Here is a 16,907-nt window from a genome sequence, read left to right as displayed (position 1 = left end):
ATTGTGTGCGACAATCTGCCCCACATTTGTTACCTGGCAGTAAACCATAGGTGTGATCTACATCGCAATAATTCAATTTGTCATTTGCCGCTAAACTCGCCCCTCATTTTTTCGCCTTTCCTCAAGACAACGCGACTGGATCTGAGCATGACGCGGGGCCGCACCAGCCCCCGGGGCCGGAGCATGACACGGGGCCGCACCCCGGGGTCCGGCCGCCGGACCGGCCGCCCCGCGCGGTGCCACCAGGACAGCCCCCTGGCCAGCCGGCTCGGCCACCAGACGGCCTCGCCGACGTCCAGGGTCAGCGCCGTCACGAGCACCGAGCGGACGATCATCGTGTCGAGCAGCACGCCCACGGCCACGGCGAAGGCGATCTGCACGGTCTGCGTCAGCGGGAGCACCACGAGCACCGCGAAGGTGCCCGCGAGCACGACCCCGGCCGAGGTGATCACGCCGCCGGTCGCGCCGAGACCGAGGATCGCGCTGTGCGCCGTGCTGTGCCGGTGCGCCTCCTCCCGCACCCGGTGCATCAGGAAGATGTTGTAGTCCACCCCCAGCGCCACCAGGAACACGAAGACCAGCAGGACGAACCCCTGGTCCACCCCGGCGAAGCCGAACAGGTGGGCGAAGGCCAGCGAGCTGATCCCCAGCGTCGCCAGGAACGACACCACGACGGTCGCCAGCAGCAGCAGCGGCGCGACGAGCGAGCGCAGCAGCAGGGCCAGCACCACGAAGACCACCAGCAGCACCAGCGGGATGATCACGGTGCGGTCCCGCTGCGCGCCCCGCTCCAGATCGGCGACCAGCGCCACGTTCCCGCCCACGTGGACGTCCGGGGCGGCCACCGCCCGCAGCCGGTCGCGCAGGGCGAGCACCTGGCGCTGCTCGGACTCCTCCCCGTTGCCGGCGCGCACGCTCACGTTGAGCAGGATGTCGCCGTTGCCCGCCGCGCCCAGCGAGATCGCGGTGACCTCGGGCCGCTGGGCGGTGTCGACGATCACGTCCCTGACGTACTGCTCGGTGGTGACCACCTGGACCGGGTCGGCCGCGCCGGCCGGGAAGTGCCTGGCGGCGGCCTCCTGCCCGACCACCGAGTCCGGCCTGCCGAGGAACACGTCGGCGTTGCTCAGCCCGCCCGCCTTGTAGGAGGCCAGCCCGGAGGCGCAGACGCCCAGCCCGATGACGGTGACAACCCACACCAGCCTTGGATTCTTCGCGATTTTCCGCCCTAAAGTGCCCCAGATGCCGGCGTCGGCGGGAAGACCCCCGGCCGCCCGCGCCGGCCCGCGCGGGCCCTCGCCTCCGGGGGGCCGGCAGCGCGGGACGAGCGGCCAGAACACCCACCGTCCGAAGACGACCATCACGGCCGGCAGCAGCGTCATCATGGCGAGCATCACGCTGGCCACACCGACCGCCGAGACCGGCCCGAGCCCCTTGGTGGAGTTCAGGTCGGCCACCAGCAGGCACAGCAGCCCGGCCACCACGGTCGCCGCGCTCGCCACCACCGCCGGACCGGCCCGGCGCAGCGCGACCGCCATCGCCTCGTGCCGGTCCTCGTGCCTGCCCAGCTCCTCCCGGTAGCGGGCGATGACCAGCAGCGCGTAGTCGGTGCCGGCCCCGATCACCAGGACCATCAGCAGCGACACCGCCACGCTGCTGACCGTGATCGCCTCCGCGGCGGCGAGCAGGTAGTTGACCCCCATCGCGACGACCAGCCCCACCAGCACGACGCCCAGCGGGAACAGCCAGAGGACCACGCTGCGGTAGGTGATCAGCAGCACCACCACCGCCACGCCCATCGCAGCCAGCAGCAGGTCGGTGTCCACGGTCGAGAACACCGCGAGCGCGTCGGCCTGGAAGCCGACCATGCCCGTGATGTGCGCGGCCAGCCCGGCGGGCCGGCCCGCGTCGACGACCCGGCGCACCCGCTCGACGACCTCGGCCGTCTCCCGGCCGCCCTGGTCCCTGACGACGACCACGACCTGGACGGCCTGACCGTCCTTGGACCGCTGCGAGGCGATCAGCTTGACCGTCTTGGCCGGCGCGGGCAGCCGGAGCTTCCGCTCGACCACCCGCAGCGGCTCCGGCAGCCTCCCCTCCGCGTCCCGGTACGGCTTGAGCTCCCGGTCGAACTCCGCCCGCCCGAAGGTCCTGCCGCCGGTCGGCGCGGGCAGTTCCGCCACCACCCCGGCGACCCCGGCGAAGGCCTTCATGTCCCGGGCGATCTCGTCCTCGTCGGCCCGGGTGAGGCCCTCGCGCCGCTCGTAGACGATCGTCGCCGGGGAGAGGCTCTCCCCCTGCATGCCGAGAATGCGCTTGACCGCCTGCGCGGAGTCGGCCTTCTCCGGGAGGTAGGCGGCGATGTCGTCCTTCTGCGCCGACTCCAGCCGCCCGGCGAAGGACCCGGCGATCCCGATGACGCCCAGCCAGATGACCAGCACCACCCACTTCGCGCGCCGGCCGCACAGCAGAGCGGTCATCAGCCCGCGCTCAGCCGTCCCCGGAGGTGGTCGGCCATGGCCGCGACCGTCGGATGCTCCCAGGCGAGGGTCGGCTCGACCTCCAGCCCGTACTCCGCCTCGATGTCACCGCAGAGGCTGAGCAGGTAGACCGAGTCCATGCCGTGCTGGGCGAAGGGCACCAGTGGATCGATCTCCTCCGGCGCGCGCGTCACGTACGAGGCCACCTGGGCCCGCAGCCAGCCCCGAATGCTGTCCAGGTCGGTGGCGATCCCGGCGTCGGCGGACATGCTCACACTCCTTCCGGTACGGCGTGCGCGGCCGGCACGGCTCCTGGTACGGCGTCCGCGGCCGGCACCGTGCCGCCGGCCGCCCCGGCGTCGTCCCCGGCCGGTACGGCGCCCCCGCCGGCGGCCGGGACGAGTCCGGCGACGGCCGGGGTGAGCTCGGCGTGGACGACGGGGAGCGTCCCGGTCAGCAGCAGGTCGCGGGTGCGGGAACGCTGGATCTTGCCGCTGGTGGTCTTGCCGACCCCGCCGCGTTCGACCAGCACGACGCTCATCGACGGCAGGCCGAAGGCGCGGGCGAGCTCTCCCTGGACCCGGCGGGCGACCTCCTCGGCGCCGGCGCCGTCCAGGCGCTGCCTGCGGACCTCCTGGACGAGCACCACGTGCTCCCCGGCCGCCTCGATCCCGAAGGCCGCCGCGGCGCCCAGCGACGGATGCGCCCGCCGGGCCGCCTCCTCCAGGTCCTGCGGGTAGAGGTTGCGCCCGTTGACGATGACGACGTCCTTGATCCGGCCGGTGACGTAGAGCTCGCCGTCGAGCAGGAAGCCGAGGTCACCGGTCCGCAGGAACGGCCCGTCGCCGTCGGCGGTGTGCCCGCCGAAGGCGTCGTGGCTGGCCTCCGCGCGCTGCCAGTAGCCCCTCGCGACGCTCCCGCCGCGCACCCAGATCTCGGCGACCCTCCCCTCCGGCAGAACCGCGCGGGTCCCGGGGTCGACGATCCGTACGGTCATGCTGATCGGCCGCCCGCAGCCGACCAGCTCCACGCCGTCCCGCGCGGGTACCGCCCGGTGCCGCTCCAGCGCGCCGGGGTCGAACCGGCGGATCAGCGGCCCGTGCCCCAGGGGGGTGGCGGTGACCACCAGGGTGGCCTCGGCCATGCCGTACGCCGGCGCCCATGCCTTCTCGCTGAAGCCGGCGGCCCCGAAGCGGTCGGCCATGGCGCGCAGCGTGCCGGTACGGACCGGTTCGGCTCCGTTGAGCGCGAACCGCAGGCTGGACAGGTCGAGGCCGGCGAGCTGCCCGTCGGTGACCCGGGCGGCGCACCACTCGTAGGCGAAGTTCGGCGCGACGGTGTATCCGGCCCGGTAACGGCTGATCATCTCCATCCAGAGCGCGGGGCGCATCACGAAGGCGATCGGCGAGGCGAAGTACAGGTCACCGCCCGCGTAGAGCGGCTGGAGCAGCATGCCGATCAGGCCCATGTCGTGGTAGTGCGGCAGCCAGCCGACCCCCACGCCCTCCTCCGGCGAGCCGATCGCCCGCCAGATCTCCTCCTCGTTGTGGAGCAGGTTGGCGTGGGTGAGCATGACGCCGCGCGGCTCGCTGGTGGAGCCGGAGGTGTACTGCATGTAGGCGAGGGTGTCCGGGCCGGTCTCCGGCATCGTCCAGGCCCCGGCGCCGGGCGGGCTCAGGGCGTCGGTGGCCACGCACTCGACCGTGCCGTCCAGGCCGACGTCGCGCAGCCACCGGGTGAGCATGGCCTGGTTGGCCGAGTCGGTGAGCACCATCCGCACGTCGGCGTCCTTGATGATGCCCTCCGCCCGCTCCAGCGCGCGCGGGTCGGTCTGCGGCAGCGGCGAGGGCACCGCGATCACACGGGAGTACAGGCAGCCGAGGAAGGCGGTCAGGAACTCCAGCCCGGCGGGGTAGAGCAGCAGGGCCGTCTGGTCCGTCATCCGCCGCCCGGCCAGCCACGCCCCCGTGGCCCCGGCCCGCTCGTCGATCTCGGCGAAGGTCAGGCGGGTCTCGGCGAGCTCGCCCCTGCGGTCCTCCACGAAGGTGTACGACCGCCCGTGCCCGTACCGGTCGGCCTGCGCGCGCACCCGCTGCACAAAGGACATCTGGTCATCTCCCGTGACGGCAAGACCACCCAACATAAGAGGAAAGATCAGCCGGTCCCAGGCCTGCGCCGCACAAGCTACCGCTCGGTTTTATGCGGAAATTTAGTATTTTGCCGCCAGCGAATTCTCCCTTCACCTCACGCCAGCGCAGACCGGGAGGTTGCCCTGTTAGGCTTACCTTGCTTAACATCTGAGCAACTGTTCAAGTGTTAGGGAATGGATCTTGCGATGGGTCACGGACACGGCCATGGGCACGGACACGGCGCGGACTCCGACCGCCGCTACCTGGCGGCGGCGCTCGCCCTGCTGGTCGTCTTCATGGCGGCCGAGGTCGTCATCGGCCTCGTCGCCAACTCCATCGCGCTGATCTCCGACGCCGGGCACATGCTGACCGACGCCGCCTCCATCGCGCTCGCCCTGATCGCGATGGGCATGGCCGCCCGTCCCGCCCGCGGCGCCTACACCTTCGGCTGGAAACGCGCGGAGATCCTGTCGGCGGCGATCAACGGGCTGACGTTCGTGCTGCTCGTCGTCTACTTCGTCTACGAGGGCGTGCGGCGGCTCGTCGAGCCGCCCGAGGTCAAGGGGGGCCTGGTCCTCGGCACGGCCCTGGCCGGGATCGCGGTCAACGCGGTCGCCGCCTGGCTCATCGCCAGAGCCGACCGGAGCAGCCTCAACGTGGAAGGCGCCTTCCAGCACATCCTCAACGACATGTACGCCTTCATCGCCACCGCGATCGCGGGCGCGGTCGTCTGGCTCACCGGCTGGGGCCGGGCCGACGCCATCGCCGCCCTGGTCGTGGCGGCCCTGATGGCCAAGTCCGCCTACGGCCTGCTGCGCGACGCCGGGCGCGTCCTGTTCGAGGCCGCGCCCACCGGCGTGCACCCGGCCGAGGTGAGCGCCGCGATCGCCGCCCACGCCGAGGTCACCGCCGTGGAGGACCTGCACGTGTGGACGGTGACCAGCGGCTTCCCCGCACTGTCCGCACACGTGATCGTCAGGCCCGGCGGCGACTGCCACCGGATCCGCCGCGAGCTCGCCGAGCTGCTGCACGAGCGCTTCCACATCGACCACACCACCCTGCAGGTCGACCATGTGCCGGGCACGGCCTGCCGGATCGCCAGAGCCGCCGACCGGCCCGCCGCCGGCCCGCCGCCCGCGGGCATCACCTCCTGAGGCGGGCGCCCCAGGCGGGCCTCGTCCCGGGCGGCCCACAGCCCGAGGCGGGTGCGGGCGCGGCTCACAGCCTGAGGCGGGTGCGGCTCACAGCCTGAGACACGCCTCGAAGACGGCCGTGAGCCGCCGGACCACCGTCTCCTCGTCGGGCGCGTCGATCGCGTCGGGGCCGTAGAGCTGGCTCAGCGTGCCGGAGCCGGTGATGAGGGCGGTGGCGACGGTCGCCCGGAAGAGCGGGTCCGGGCCCGGCAGCCGCTCGGCCAGCGGCTCCAGGATCGCCGAGGTGACCCGGTCACGGATGATCCCGTGGATCTCCGAGCAGGACGACGACCGGATGAGCGCCGCCATGATCGGGCTCCCCCGGTCCGACCGGAGCCGCTCGGCGACGTACTCCGCCAGGCGGCGGGGGAGCTGCTCCTCGGGGACCTCCAGCACGCCGGGGAAGCGCCCCTGCATGGCGAGCACCTCGGCGAACAGCTCCCGCTTGGTGCCGAAGTAACGGTTGATCAGCGAGATGTTGGCGTCCGCCTCCGCGGAGATCAGCCGCATCGTCACCTCGTCGTATCCGAGTTCGGTGAACAGCCGGCGGGCGGCGTCGAGAATGCGCCGCCGGGTGCCCGCCCGGTCGCGGTGCCGTACCTCATCCACCTGACCGATCCTTCCAGATTTGACCAGTAAACAAGCGTCTACTAACTTCATATGTATCGTACATACATTGGGGGATGGTTCATGCTGACCGAACAACAGGCCCAGGCCGAGGCCGCACCACGCTTCACACACAAGCAGGTGCTGGAGATCCTGGCCGGGCTGATGCTCGCCATGCTGACGTCGATGATCTCGACGTCCGTGGTGGGGACCGCGCTGCCGACGATCGTGGGCACGCTCGGCGGTCAGGACCAGCTCGCCTGGGTGGCCAGCGCGACGCTGCTCACCATGACGGCCTCCACCCCGCTCTGGGGCAAGCTGTCGGACCTCTACGGCCGCAAGCTCATGTTCCAGGCCGCCCTGCTGGTCTTCCTCCTCTCCTCCGTCGCCGCGGGCTTCTCCCAGGACATGGGCCAGCTCATCGCGGCCAGGGCCGTGCAGGGCATCGGCGCCGGCGGCCTCGCCGCGCTGCCGCAGATCATCCTGGGCGACGTGGTCGAGCCCCGCGAGCGCGGCCGCTACTCCGGTTACATCGGCGCGGTCTTCGGCGTCTCCACCGTGGCCGGGCCGCTGCTCGGCGGCTTCATCGTGGACAACATGTCCTGGCGCTGGACGTTCTGGATCTGCGTGCCGCTGGCCGTGATCGCCTTCGTCGTCATCCAGAAGGTGCTCAAGCTGCCGCTCATGCGCCGCGACACCAAGGTCGACTGGTGGGGCGCCACGTTCATCACCGGCGGCACCACCGCGCTGATGCTGCTGCTGTCCCTCGGCGGCAAGGAGTTCGGCTGGAACTCCGCGTGGACCTACGGGCTGGGCGCGCTCAGCCTGGCGCTGTTCGGCCTCGCCGTCGTCGCCGAGCGCAGGGCCGCCGACCCGATCCTGCCGCCGCGCCTGTTCCGCAACCACACCTTCATGCTCAGCAGCATCGCGTCCCTGCTCGTCGGCGCCTCGATGTTCGGCGCGCTGATGTTCCTCCCGCAGTACCTGCAGATCGTCAAGGGCATGAGCCCCACCGGCTCCGGCCTGATGACCCTGCCCATGGTGCTCGGGCTGCTGGTCTCCTCGATCCTGGTCGGCCGGTCCGTCAGCAGGACGGGCCGGTGGAAGGTCTTCCCCGTCGCGGGCATGCTGTTGGTCGCGGTCGGCCTGTTCCTGCTCTCCCGGCTGCACGTCGACAGCTCGCTGCTGGTCGTCGCCCTCGACATCGCGGTGCTCGGCGTCGGCCTCGGCGCCTCCATGCAGATCCTGATCCTGGCCGCGCAGAACGCCGTGACCCGCGCCGACCTGGCCTCCACCACCTCGGGCGTGACCTTCTTCCGCTCCCTCGGCGGCGCGGTCGGCGTGGCGGCCTTCGGCGCCATCCTGACCAACCGGCTCAGTGCGGAGCTGGTCTCCCTGGCCAAGGCCGCGCACCTGCCCCTCACCGGCGGCGCGACCCCCAGCCTCGGCTCCCCCGACGCCATCCGCCACCTGCCGGCGCCGGTGCTGGAGGTGATCCTGGAGGCCTTCACCCGGGCCATCCACATGGTCTTCCTGGTGGGCGTGCCCATCGCCGTCCTGGCCGCGCTGGCATCCCTGCTGCTGCGGGAGGTCCCGCTCCGCTCGGCCCAGACCGCCCCCGCCACCCCCGCCGACCCGACCGCTCCCCCGGCCCCGGCCGACTGACCTCCCGCACGACCACGGCGACGAGACGCCAGGGCCCGCCCCTGGCGTCTCGTCCCACGTATCCGGCTCCTCCCCGCGTACGGCGGGCGCTGCCGCCGATGGCTCCCCGCGTACGGCGGGCGCTGCCGCCGATGGCCGGGACGCACCGCGCTAAGCTGAACGGTGTCAGGGGCGCCTCGCCGGCAGGCGGACGCCCGCGGCGGTGGGGCCCGCCGTACCCGAACCGTGGCACCGCGCTGCCGCCAACGGTCCCTACTCGTGAAAGGTCGTGTCCGCGTCCACGGGCACCCGCCACGCGTAGGGAGGGACATGCGTTCGGATCGGATGAGGTCCACGACGGTGACCGAGCCCATCGACCCCGATGTCGATCTGGCCGACGCGCGCCAGCGCCGAGAGCTGCGCCGCTCGCACTACCGTGTGCTGGCGGTGATCGCCGCGGGCGGCTCGATCGGCGCGGGCGCCCGCTACGGCGCCGGCCTGCTGTGGCCGACCGCCGACGACTCCTTCCCCTGGACCACGCTGGGCGTCAACGCCTCCGGCTGCCTGGTGATCGGGGTCCTCATGGTGACGCTGAGCGAGGCGTGGGCGGCGCCGGTCTGGGTGCGGCCGTTCTTCGGCACCGGTGTGCTGGGCGGCTTCACCACCTTCTCCACCTACTGCGTGGACATCGACCGCCTGGCGTCCGCCGGCCGGGCCGAACTGGCGCTCGGCTATCTGGCCGCGACGGTCGTCGCGGCCATGGCCGCGGTGGCGGCCGGCGCGTGGATCACCCGCCGGTTCCTGGCGAGGAGAGGAGGGAGATCGCGATGACCCTGTCCGGACGGGCCCTGCGGCTGACGATCTTCGTCGACGACACCGACACCTGGCATCACCGCCCCATGTTCACCGAGATCGTGCACCGCGCCCACGCCGCCGGGCTGGCCGGGGCGTCGGTCTTCCGCGGCATGGAGGGCTTCGGCGCCACCCAGGTCGTGCACACCACCCGGCTGCTCTCGATGGCCGACGACCTGCCGGTGGCCGTCGTGATCGTCGACACCGAACAGCGGATCCGCGCCTTCCTGCCCCAGTTGGACGAGCTCCTCATCGAGGGGCTGGCCGTGCTGGACGAGGTCGAGGTCGTCCACTACCTCGGCCGCCAGGGGGCGCCGTGAACTGGCTGCTGGTGCTGCTGGGCGGCGCGGTCGGCGCGCCGCTGCGCTACCTGACCGACCGGGCCGTGCAGGCCCGCCACGACACGGTCTTCCCCTGGGGCACCTTCGCCGTCAACGTGACCGGCTCGATGGTCCTGGGCATGCTGACCGGTGCGGTGCTGGCCGGCGCGGTGGGCACCGAGGTGCGGCTGCTGCTGGGCACCGGGCTGTGCGGGGCGCTGACCACGTACTCGACGTTCTCCTACGAGACGTTGCGGCTGGCCGAGACCGGCGCGATGTTCTTCGCCGTCGCCAATGTCGTCGCCTCGATCGTCGCCGGCCTGGGCGCGGTGTCCGTCGGGCTCACGGTCGCTCAGGTGATCTTCGGATGATTCGGCGGGGCAGGACTCCCCGACGACGAGCCCTTCCGCGACGCCGTACGCGGGCATCCGGAGTCCGGCTCGCGGGTGGCCCGGCAGAACTCCCGCGCGGCCACCGACGAGGAGCTCCACCCGCTGCGCGAGGTGCCGCTGTGGACGTGGGAGGAGCCCGAGAGCCGGGCGGAGGACGTCGGTCGCAGGGCTGACGGGCGACGGGCGGGTGTTCCGTGGAACACCCGCCCGTCCGCCGGAGAGCCCGGACCCCGGGCCGGAGGCTCGGCCACGGACCGGGGAGACGGACCTCCGGCCGAGCACTCGGCCCCCGGCCGGAGGCTCAGACCATGGCCAGGGCGGCCTCGGACTCCAGGGTGGCGGCGGTGGCGTTGACGACCGCCGCGATCCGGAGGGCCTCCTGGATCTGCTCGCGGGGCAGGCCGGCCTGGCGCAGCACCTGCTCGTGGGACTCCAGGCAGCGGCCGCAGCCGTTGATCGCCGACACCGCGAGGCACCAGAGCTCGAAGTCGACCTTGTCGACCCCCGGGTTGCCGATGATCGTCATGCGGAGCTTGGCCGGCATGGTGGAGTATGTCTCGTCACCGATCAGGTGGACCGACCGGTAGTAGACGTTGTTCATCGCCATGACGGCGTTGGCGCCCTTGGCCGCCTGGAACGCCTCGGCCGACAGGTTGGCGGCCGCCTCGGCGGAGATCTCGGCGATCACGCGGGCCGACCTGGTGGCCAGCGCGCAGGCCAGGACCGCGCCCCAGAGCTGCTGGTCGGTCAGCGACGAGGTCGTCACGGCCGAGCCCAGGTTGAGCTTGATGTCCTTGGCGTAGGCCGGGAGAGCCTCCTTCAGGGCATCGACGCTCATCCGGCCATCAGCTTCTGCGCGTCCAGGCCCGCCTCGCCCTTGTTCCAGTTGCACGGACAGAGCTCGTCCGACTGGAGCGCGTCGAGGACGCGGAGGACTTCCTTGACGTTGCGGCCGACGGAACCGGCGGTCACCATGACGAACTGGATCTCGTTGTTGGGGTCGACGATGAAGGTGGCGCGCTGGGCGACGCCGTCGGCCCCGAGGATGCCCAGCTCGGTGCAGAGCTCGCGCTTGATGTCCGACAGCATCGGGAAGGGCAGGTCACGCAGGTCCGGGTGGTCCTTACGCCAGGCGTGGTGGACGAACTCCGAGTCGACGGAGAAACCCAGGACCTGAGCGTCGCGGTCGGCGAACTCGCCCTCCAGACGGCCGAACTCGGCGATCTCGGTGGGGCAGACGAAGGTGAAGTCCTTCGGCCACGCGAAGTAGATCTTCCACTTGCCGTCGTAGGACTTGTGGTTGATCTCGGCGAACGCGCTGTCCGCGTCCAGGGAGACGCAGGCGGTCAGTTCGAACTCAGGGAAGTGGTCACCGACGGTGAGCAAGTCCGGATCTCCTTTGCAGAAGGACGTCGTTGTCGGGGCCTACCCTGCCGCATCTAACATTGATCCGAGAAATCGAGCAGTCAGGCCAATGTGAAAAGCTTTTCCTATCAGTCGGCCTCTCCACCCCGAGTCCGACACTCACGGCTCGCCGTTCTGGCCGGAGATCAGACGTCAGGCCGCGCCACCCGGGCCGGGCCGGCCGACGCCTCCGCCCACCCAGCCGGGGGCCCGGAGCCTCCACCTCTCGGCTACCGGTACGCACCGAGCGTAACGCTCCGCGTTCAAGCCTGTCCTCCACTATTCGAAATGATCAAGCCATGACCCGCCGTCCCCCTTTCCCTCCCCGTCCCGAAGGGCCGGCCTCCACGCTGCAGCCGCCCCGCGAGCTCACCCCCACCCTGGCCCAGCTCCGGGCCTTCCTCGCGGTCGCCGAGCACCTGCACTTCAGGGAGGCGGCCACCGCTCTCCGGATGAGCCAGCCCGCGCTGTCGAGTGCGGTCTCGGCCCTGGAGGAGACTCTGCACACCCAGCTGCTGGAACGGACCACCAGGAAGGTCCTGCTGACCCCGGCGGGCGACCGGGTGGCGGTGCACGCCGCCCGGGTGCTCAAGGCGGTCGGGGATCTGATGGGCGAGGTGGCCCACACCAGGGAGCCCTTCCACGGCCCGGCGCACCTGGGGGTGATCCCCACCGTCGCCCCCTACGTGCTGCCCGCGCTGCTGCCGATGTTCGCGCGGAAGTTCCCGCGGCTCAAGCTGACCGTGCACGAGGCCAAGACCGAGACCATCCTGGAGGAGGTGCGCGAGGGCCGCCTGGACCTGGTGCTGCTGGCGCTTCCGACGGAGACGGCCGGCCTGGTCGAGGAGCCCCTCTACGAGGAGGACTTCCTGCTCGCCTGCCCCTCCGGTCATCCGCTGGCGGAGGCCGACGGGCCGCTGGAACGGGATGTGCTCAAGGGGCTCGACATCGTGCTGCTCAACCAGGGCCACTGCCTGCGCGAGCAGGCCATCGACGTCTGCCGCGAGGTCGGCGCCCGCGCCACCGCCGCCACCTACGCCACCAGCCTCCCCACCCTGGTGCAGCTCGTCGCGGGCGGTCTCGGCGTGACCCTGCTGCCGGAGTCGGCCGTCCCGGTGGAGACGGGCAGGCGCGCGCGGCTGACACTGCGCCGCTTCCAGCCCCCCGCCCCCGGCCGCACCATCGGCCTGGCCTACCGCGCCAGCTCCGCCCGGGCCCCCGAATACGCCCAGCTGGCCACGGCGGTCCGCGGCGCCGTCCGCGCCAGACGTCTGCCGGTCCGGATCATCCCGTGATCCAGCCGGTCCGGCCCCGCGGTCCGAGCGCCGCGGCGATCACCCCGAGATCGTCGGCGTCCCCGGCCGCCACGCCGGCGTAGGTCCCGGCCTCAGGTCCAGGTGGCCCGGACCGCCGCACAGATCAGGCCAGAAGGGACACCGCAACCGCGTGCGAGGCGTCGCTCCGGTGGCGGGCGGCGTCCGCCCGTCACCCGGGGCCGCCTCCCGTCCCGCCCAGCCGGGCCAGGCGGCTCACGGCCTCGTCGATGACCTCGTCCTTCTTGCAGAAGGCGAAGCGGACGAAGTGGCCGCCGCGCTCGGGGTGGGCGTAGAAGACCTGGGTGGGGATGGCGACCACGCCGGCCAGGGCGGGCAGCTCGCGGGTGAGGGCGAGGCCGTCGGTGAAGCCCAGGGGGCGGATGTCGGTCTGGACGAAGTAGGTGCCGGCGGGCCGGTAGACGTCGAAGCCCGCGGCCGAGAGCCCGGCCGTCAGGCGGTCGCGCTTGGCCTGCAGGCCGGCCCTGAGGGAGGAGACCCAGCCGAGCTCGTGGCGCAGGCCGTGGGCGACGGCGAGCTGCCAGGGCGCGGCGGCGGTGAAGGTGAGGAACTGCTTGACGGTCTGGACGGCGCGGACGAGCTCGGGCGGGGCGCAGACCCAGCCGGTCTTCCAGCCGGTCACCGAGAAGGTCTTGCCCGCCGAGGAGATCATCACGGTGCGGTCGCGCATGCCGGGGAGGGTGGCCAGCGGGATGTGCTCGACGCCGTCGAAGGTGAGGTGCTCGTAGACCTCGTCGGTGACGGCGACCAGGCTGTGCTCGTGGCACAGGAGGGCGATCTCCTCCAGCTCGGCGCGGGTGAGGACCGTGCCGGTGGGGTTGTGCGGGGAGTTGACCAGGATCACCCGGGTGCGCGGGCCGACGGCGGCGCGCAGCTCGGCGGGGTCGAAGGTGAACCGGCCCTCGACCGGGCGCAGCGTGACCGGCCGGAGCACGGCTCCGGCCAGGGCGACGGAGGCGGCGTAGGAGTCGTAGTAGGGCTCGAAGGCGATGACCTCGTCGCCCGGCTCGCACAGCGCCAGGATCGACGCGGCCACGGCCTCGGTGGCGCCGACGGTGACGAGGATCTCGCCGTCGGGGTCGTAGGCGAGGCCGTAGTGGTCCTTGCGGTGCTCGGAGACGGCCTGGCGCAGCTCGGGGACGCCGGGACCCGGCGGGTACTGGTTGAGGCCGCCGCGGACCGCCGACACCGCGCGTTCCAGCATCTCCGGGGGCCCGTCGGTGTCGGGGAAGCCCTGTCCCAGGTTGATCGAGCCGGTCCGTGCGGCGAGCGCCGACATCTCAGCGAAGATCGTCGTGCCGAACTCGCGCATCCGCGCCACCAGGGGATCGCTCACGCGCCCCAGCGTAACCGGCACGCCGCCCGGCGATCGACATCGGAGCGTCCCCGTGTCCGAGTACGGTTTTCATGACGGCAGGAGGGAGCGACAGTGCCGGTGATCCACGGGGCCTGGCTCGGTGAGAGGCTCGTGCTCTGGGCGGAGGATCCCACCTGCCCCGGCTCGGACGTCTCGCGTGCGAAGATCCGCTCGCACCCGTTCGCGGTCCCGGCGGCCGTCCTGGCCGACGGCCTGTCGCTCTGGGGAGACATCGCGACGACGGCCGCGGAGAAGGCCGTCGAGAAGGAGCTCGTCCTGCTCCTGCCGAGCTCCGCGCGGAGCCCGCTGCCCTCCCCCGAGTCAGGGACGGAGGTCACCGCGCGGCGGCCGAAGATCGGTCCCTGGCGGGTGCCCGCCCTGCTCGTCGAGCCGGGCGAAGCGTTGAACCTGCTCGACCACGTCGAGGAGCCGACCTGCCGTCCCGCCGGATCCGAGTCCCCGGGCGAGGATCCACGGGCGCCGGTCCCGGGAGCCTCCCTGCGATATCTCGCCGTCGTCGCCGTTTACGCCGGTGACCTGGTCCGCCGCGGTCGCGTGCTGCCCCAGCTCGTCACTGAGGACGGGGGTTACGCGGCGCGGTGGCGTCCCGTGCTGACCGGCCCCTACGCCTCCCGCTTCCGTGACCTCTCCGCCGCGATGCCTCCCGTCTGCCGTGCCGTCGCCGAGGAGCGGCCCTCCTCCCACGTGCTGATCGAGGCCCTGGCCGGTCTGGCCGACGCCGCGGTACGGCGGGCGCTTCCCGACCGCCTGCTCGGCGGACGCCGGCCAGGTCTCCGCAGCCCCGCGACGGACCGCTGGATGACCGCCCTCACCGGGGAGACCGCCACGCTTCCCGGTCTGACGCGGGCCGAGGCGGACCGGCTGTCCGGGCCGCTCCAGGAGTGGTTCAGATCCGCGCACCGGCTCGACGGCCCCGCCAGGGTGTGTTTCCGCCTGACCGAGCCCGGCGGCGGCCCCGGACCCGTTGCCTGGCCTGATGCCGGTCTCCTCGCGGAGTACGGCGACCCCCCGGCTCCGCGGGAGGACGGCTCCCGATGGCGGGTGGAGTTCGCCGTCCAGTCGTCGGAGGACCCGAGCCTCTACCTGCCCGCGCCGCTCGTCTGGGCGGGTGAGACCGCTCCCGGCTTCCCCGCCCGACTCGAGGAGACGCTCCTGGAGGGGCTCGGCCGCGCGGCACGGCTGTATCCCGAGGTGGAGGAGACGCTGCGGGGTCCCCGGCCGTCGGAGCTGGCCCTCGATACGGCGGGCGCGTTCGGCTTTCTCCGCCAGGCCGCGCCGCTGCTGCAGGCGGCCGGGTTCGGTGTGCAGCTGCCCGCCTGGGCCGGCAAGACGAGGCTGGGGCTCAAACTCACGGCCCGGTCGAAACAGGCCGGTCCGAGAGCGGCCGCCGGCCAGGGGTTCGGACTGCGCCAGCTCGTGGACTTCCGCATGGACCTGGCGATCGGCGACGAGACGATCAGCGAGGAGGAGCTGGCCGAGCTGGCTCGGCTCAAGGTGCCGCTGGTCCGGATGCGCGGCCGCTGGGTCGAGCTGGACGGTCGGCAGCTCAGCGCCGCACTGAAGGCGATCGAGAGACGCCGGGCGGGTGAGATGACGGTCGGCGAGGTGATCCAGGAGGTCGTCCACGGCCGCGACGGGCTGCCGGTCGTCGCGGTGGACGCCGACGGCCGCCTCGGGGACCTGCTGTCCGGCGAGGCCGACCGCCGCCTCGAACCGATCACCGATCCGGCCGGTTTCCACGGCGTGCTCCGCCCATACCAGCGGCGCGGGCTGTCCTGGCTCGCCTTCATGTCGGACATCGGGCTGGGTGGCGTCCTCGCCGACGACATGGGCCTGGGCAAGACCCCTCAGACCCTGGCCCTTCTCCTCAACGAGCGTGCGGCCGACACCCGGCCCGGACCGACCCTGCTGGTCTGCCCGGTGTCCCTGCTCGGCAACTGGCAGAAGGAGGCCGTCAGGTTCGCCCCCTCGCTACGGGTCCACGTCCACCACGGCACCACCAGGTTGCGCGGGCAGGAGCTGGCCGACCGGGTGGAACAGACGGATCTGACCCTCACCACGTACGGCACCGCCCTGCGGGACCGGGAGGTCCTGGCAGGCTTCACCTGGGCGAGAGTCGTCTGCGACGAGGCCCAGGCGATCAAGAACAGCGGGGCGCAGCAGTCGCGGGCGGTGCGGTCGATCCCGGCCCGCACCCGCCTGGCGCTGACCGGCACCCCGGTGGAGAATCATCTGGCGGAGCTCTGGTCGATCATGGAGTTCTGCAACCCCGGGCTGCTCGGCTCCGCCAAGGCGTTCCGGGAACGCTACCAGGAGCCGATCGAACGGGATGGTGACGGGACGGCGGCCGCCGCGCTCCGGCGGGCCACCGGGCCGTTCGTGCTGCGGCGCCTCAAGACCGACAAGACGATCATCTCCGACCTTCCCGACAAGCTGGAGATGAAGGTCTGGTGCAACCTCACCCCGGAGCAGGCCACCCTCTACCAGGCCGTGGTCGAGGACATGATCACCAGGATCGCCGACAGCGAGGGCATCGAGCGCCGGGGCAACGTGCTGGCCACGATGACCCGGCTCAAGCAGATCTGCAACCACCCCACCCACCTGCTCAAGGACGGCTCGCGGCTGGCCGGCCGGTCGGGGAAGCTGGCCCGCCTGGAGGAGCTGGCGGAGGAGATCGTCGAGGAGGGGGACAAGGCTCTGGTGTTCACCCAATACACCGAGTTCGGCTCCCTCCTGCAGCCCTACCTGGCCGCCCACCTGGACCGACCGGTGCTGTGGCTGCACGGCGGGCTGTCCAAGAACCGGCGGGAGGAGCTGGTGGAGCGCTTCCAGCGCGACGACGAGCCGATGCTGTTCCTGCTGTCGTTGAAGGCGGCCGGCACCGGCCTCAACCTGACGGCCGCCAACCACGTGATCCACGTGGACCGCTGGTGGAACCCCGCGGTGGAGGACCAGGCGACCGACCGGGCCTTCCGGATCGGCCAGACGAGGAATGTCCAGGTCAGGAAGTTCGTCTGCGTGGACACACTTGAGGAGCGGATCGACGAGATGATCGAACGGAAGAAGGCGCTCGCCGAGAGCGTGGTCGGCACCGGCGAAGACTGGATCGCCGACCTGTCCACCGAGCAACTGCGCGAGCTGTTCCAGCTCGGCCCCGGGGCCGTCACGTGAGCAG

Annotated in this window: 14 protein-coding genes; 7 read left to right on the top strand and 7 right to left on the bottom strand. The window is 72.0% G+C overall.

All coding sequences use genetic code 11. The annotated features are described in order from the left end of the window. Positions 1–80: 80 nt before the first annotated feature. The 3 genes from J2S55_RS30105 to J2S55_RS30095 are packed head-to-tail and all read right to left on the bottom strand — an operon-like array spanning position 81 to position 4,587. A complete protein-coding gene (locus tag J2S55_RS30105; RefSeq protein WP_306867903.1) occupies positions 81–2,480 on the bottom strand; it encodes an MMPL family transporter in 2,400 nt (799 codons plus the stop codon). Beyond that, complete coding sequence (locus J2S55_RS30100) at positions 2,480–2,749, bottom strand: acyl carrier protein (RefSeq protein ID WP_306867901.1); 270 nt, start codon at positions 2,747–2,749, stop codon at positions 2,480–2,482. The genes J2S55_RS30105 and J2S55_RS30100 overlap by 1 nt, the downstream gene beginning before the upstream one ends. Before the next feature lie 2 nt (positions 2,750–2,751). Next, the gene (locus J2S55_RS30095) at positions 2,752–4,587 is read right to left on the bottom strand and encodes a fatty acyl-AMP ligase (RefSeq protein WP_306867899.1); all 1,836 of its coding nucleotides are present in this window, start codon (positions 4,585–4,587) and stop codon (positions 2,752–2,754) included. Between the two features lie 228 nt (positions 4,588–4,815). Here J2S55_RS30095 and J2S55_RS30090 point away from each other — a divergent pair, with 228 nt between their 5' ends. After that, on the top strand, positions 4,816–5,763 hold the full coding sequence (locus J2S55_RS30090) for a cation diffusion facilitator family transporter (RefSeq protein WP_306867898.1): 948 nt from the start codon (positions 4,816–4,818) through the stop codon (positions 5,761–5,763). Positions 5,764–5,850: 87 nt separating this feature from the next. Here J2S55_RS30090 and J2S55_RS30085 read toward each other — a convergent pair whose 3' ends face one another. Continuing rightward, a complete protein-coding gene (locus J2S55_RS30085; RefSeq protein ID WP_306867896.1) occupies positions 5,851–6,411 on the bottom strand; it encodes a TetR/AcrR family transcriptional regulator in 561 nt (186 codons plus the stop codon). Between the two features lie 81 nt (positions 6,412–6,492). Here J2S55_RS30085 and J2S55_RS30080 point away from each other — a divergent pair, with 81 nt between their 5' ends. The 4 genes from J2S55_RS30080 to crcB all read left to right on the top strand — a co-directional run bounded on the left by J2S55_RS30080 (position 6,493) and on the right by crcB (position 9,595). After that, positions 6,493–8,073, top strand: a complete 1,581-nt coding sequence (locus J2S55_RS30080; RefSeq protein WP_306867894.1) for an MDR family MFS transporter — start codon at positions 6,493–6,495, stop codon at positions 8,071–8,073. A 309-nt stretch (positions 8,074–8,382) separates the two neighbouring features. Beyond that, positions 8,383–8,883, top strand: coding sequence for a fluoride efflux transporter FluC (locus J2S55_RS30075; RefSeq protein ID WP_306867892.1), 501 nt, complete (start codon positions 8,383–8,385; stop codon positions 8,881–8,883). After that, a complete protein-coding gene (locus J2S55_RS30070; RefSeq protein ID WP_306867890.1) occupies positions 8,880–9,224 on the top strand; it encodes a DUF190 domain-containing protein in 345 nt (114 codons plus the stop codon). Before J2S55_RS30075 ends, J2S55_RS30070 begins: the two co-directional genes overlap by 4 nt. After that, positions 9,221–9,595, top strand: a complete 375-nt coding sequence (crcB, locus tag J2S55_RS30065) for a fluoride efflux transporter CrcB (RefSeq protein ID WP_306867888.1) — start codon at positions 9,221–9,223, stop codon at positions 9,593–9,595. The genes J2S55_RS30070 and crcB overlap by 4 nt, the downstream gene beginning before the upstream one ends. Before the next feature lie 322 nt (positions 9,596–9,917). Here crcB and ahpD read toward each other — a convergent pair whose 3' ends face one another. Together ahpD and J2S55_RS30055 are read right to left on the bottom strand one after the other, a co-directional pair. After that, positions 9,918–10,454: an alkylhydroperoxidase, AhpD family gene (ahpD, locus tag J2S55_RS30060; protein WP_306867886.1), complete on the bottom strand. Its 537-nt coding sequence runs from the start codon at positions 10,452–10,454 to the stop codon at positions 9,918–9,920. Then, complete coding sequence (locus J2S55_RS30055) at positions 10,451–11,002, bottom strand: peroxiredoxin (RefSeq protein ID WP_306867884.1); 552 nt, start codon at positions 11,000–11,002, stop codon at positions 10,451–10,453. Before J2S55_RS30055 ends, ahpD begins: the two co-directional genes overlap by 4 nt. 317 nt (positions 11,003–11,319) lie before the next feature. Here J2S55_RS30055 and J2S55_RS30050 point away from each other — a divergent pair, with 317 nt between their 5' ends. Then, entirely contained in the window at positions 11,320–12,315 is a 996-nt protein-coding gene (locus J2S55_RS30050) for a hydrogen peroxide-inducible genes activator (RefSeq protein ID WP_306867883.1), read from the top strand. A gap of 190 nt (positions 12,316–12,505) precedes the next feature. On the opposite strand, the gene J2S55_RS30045 is transcribed toward J2S55_RS30050, so the two are convergent. Then, positions 12,506–13,690 (bottom strand): pyridoxal phosphate-dependent aminotransferase, encoded by a 1,185-nt coding sequence (locus J2S55_RS30045; protein ID WP_306867881.1) that lies wholly within the window; start codon positions 13,688–13,690, stop codon positions 12,506–12,508. Positions 13,691–13,783: 93 nt separating this feature from the next. Here J2S55_RS30045 and J2S55_RS30040 point away from each other — a divergent pair, with 93 nt between their 5' ends. After that, positions 13,784–16,903 carry a DEAD/DEAH box helicase gene (locus J2S55_RS30040; protein WP_306867879.1) on the top strand — a complete coding sequence of 1,040 codons (3,120 nt, stop codon included), beginning with the start codon at positions 13,784–13,786 and terminating at the stop codon, positions 16,901–16,903. Positions 16,904–16,907: the final 4 nt, after the last annotated feature.

The sequence above is a fragment of the Streptosporangium brasiliense genome (assembly GCF_030811595.1).
Taxonomy (GTDB): Bacteria; Actinomycetota; Actinomycetes; order Streptosporangiales; family Streptosporangiaceae; genus Streptosporangium; species Streptosporangium brasiliense.
The sequence above is the reverse complement of the archived record's forward strand: the minus strand, read 5'-3'. Positions and strand labels throughout refer to the sequence as shown.

Excerpts from the sequence above, each read along its gene's own strand:
- J2S55_RS30105 (WP_306867903.1), bottom strand. The coding sequence starts at position 2,480 with ATGACCGCTCTGCTGTGCGGCCGGCGCGCGAAGTGGGTGGTGCTGGTC.
- J2S55_RS30075 (WP_306867892.1), top strand. The coding sequence starts at position 8,383 with ATGCGTTCGGATCGGATGAGGTCCACGACGGTGACCGAGCCCATCGAC.
- J2S55_RS30080 (WP_306867894.1), top strand. The coding sequence starts at position 6,493 with ATGCTGACCGAACAACAGGCCCAGGCCGAGGCCGCACCACGCTTCACA.
- J2S55_RS30070 (WP_306867890.1), top strand. The coding sequence starts at position 8,880 with ATGACCCTGTCCGGACGGGCCCTGCGGCTGACGATCTTCGTCGACGAC.
- J2S55_RS30090 (WP_306867898.1), top strand. The coding sequence starts at position 4,816 with ATGGGTCACGGACACGGCCATGGGCACGGACACGGCGCGGACTCCGAC.
- J2S55_RS30100 (WP_306867901.1), bottom strand. The coding sequence starts at position 2,749 with ATGTCCGCCGACGCCGGGATCGCCACCGACCTGGACAGCATTCGGGGC.
- J2S55_RS30050 (WP_306867883.1), top strand. The coding sequence starts at position 11,320 with ATGACCCGCCGTCCCCCTTTCCCTCCCCGTCCCGAAGGGCCGGCCTCC.
- J2S55_RS30095 (WP_306867899.1), bottom strand. The coding sequence starts at position 4,587 with ATGTCCTTTGTGCAGCGGGTGCGCGCGCAGGCCGACCGGTACGGGCAC.
- ahpD (WP_306867886.1), bottom strand. The coding sequence starts at position 10,454 with ATGAGCGTCGATGCCCTGAAGGAGGCTCTCCCGGCCTACGCCAAGGAC.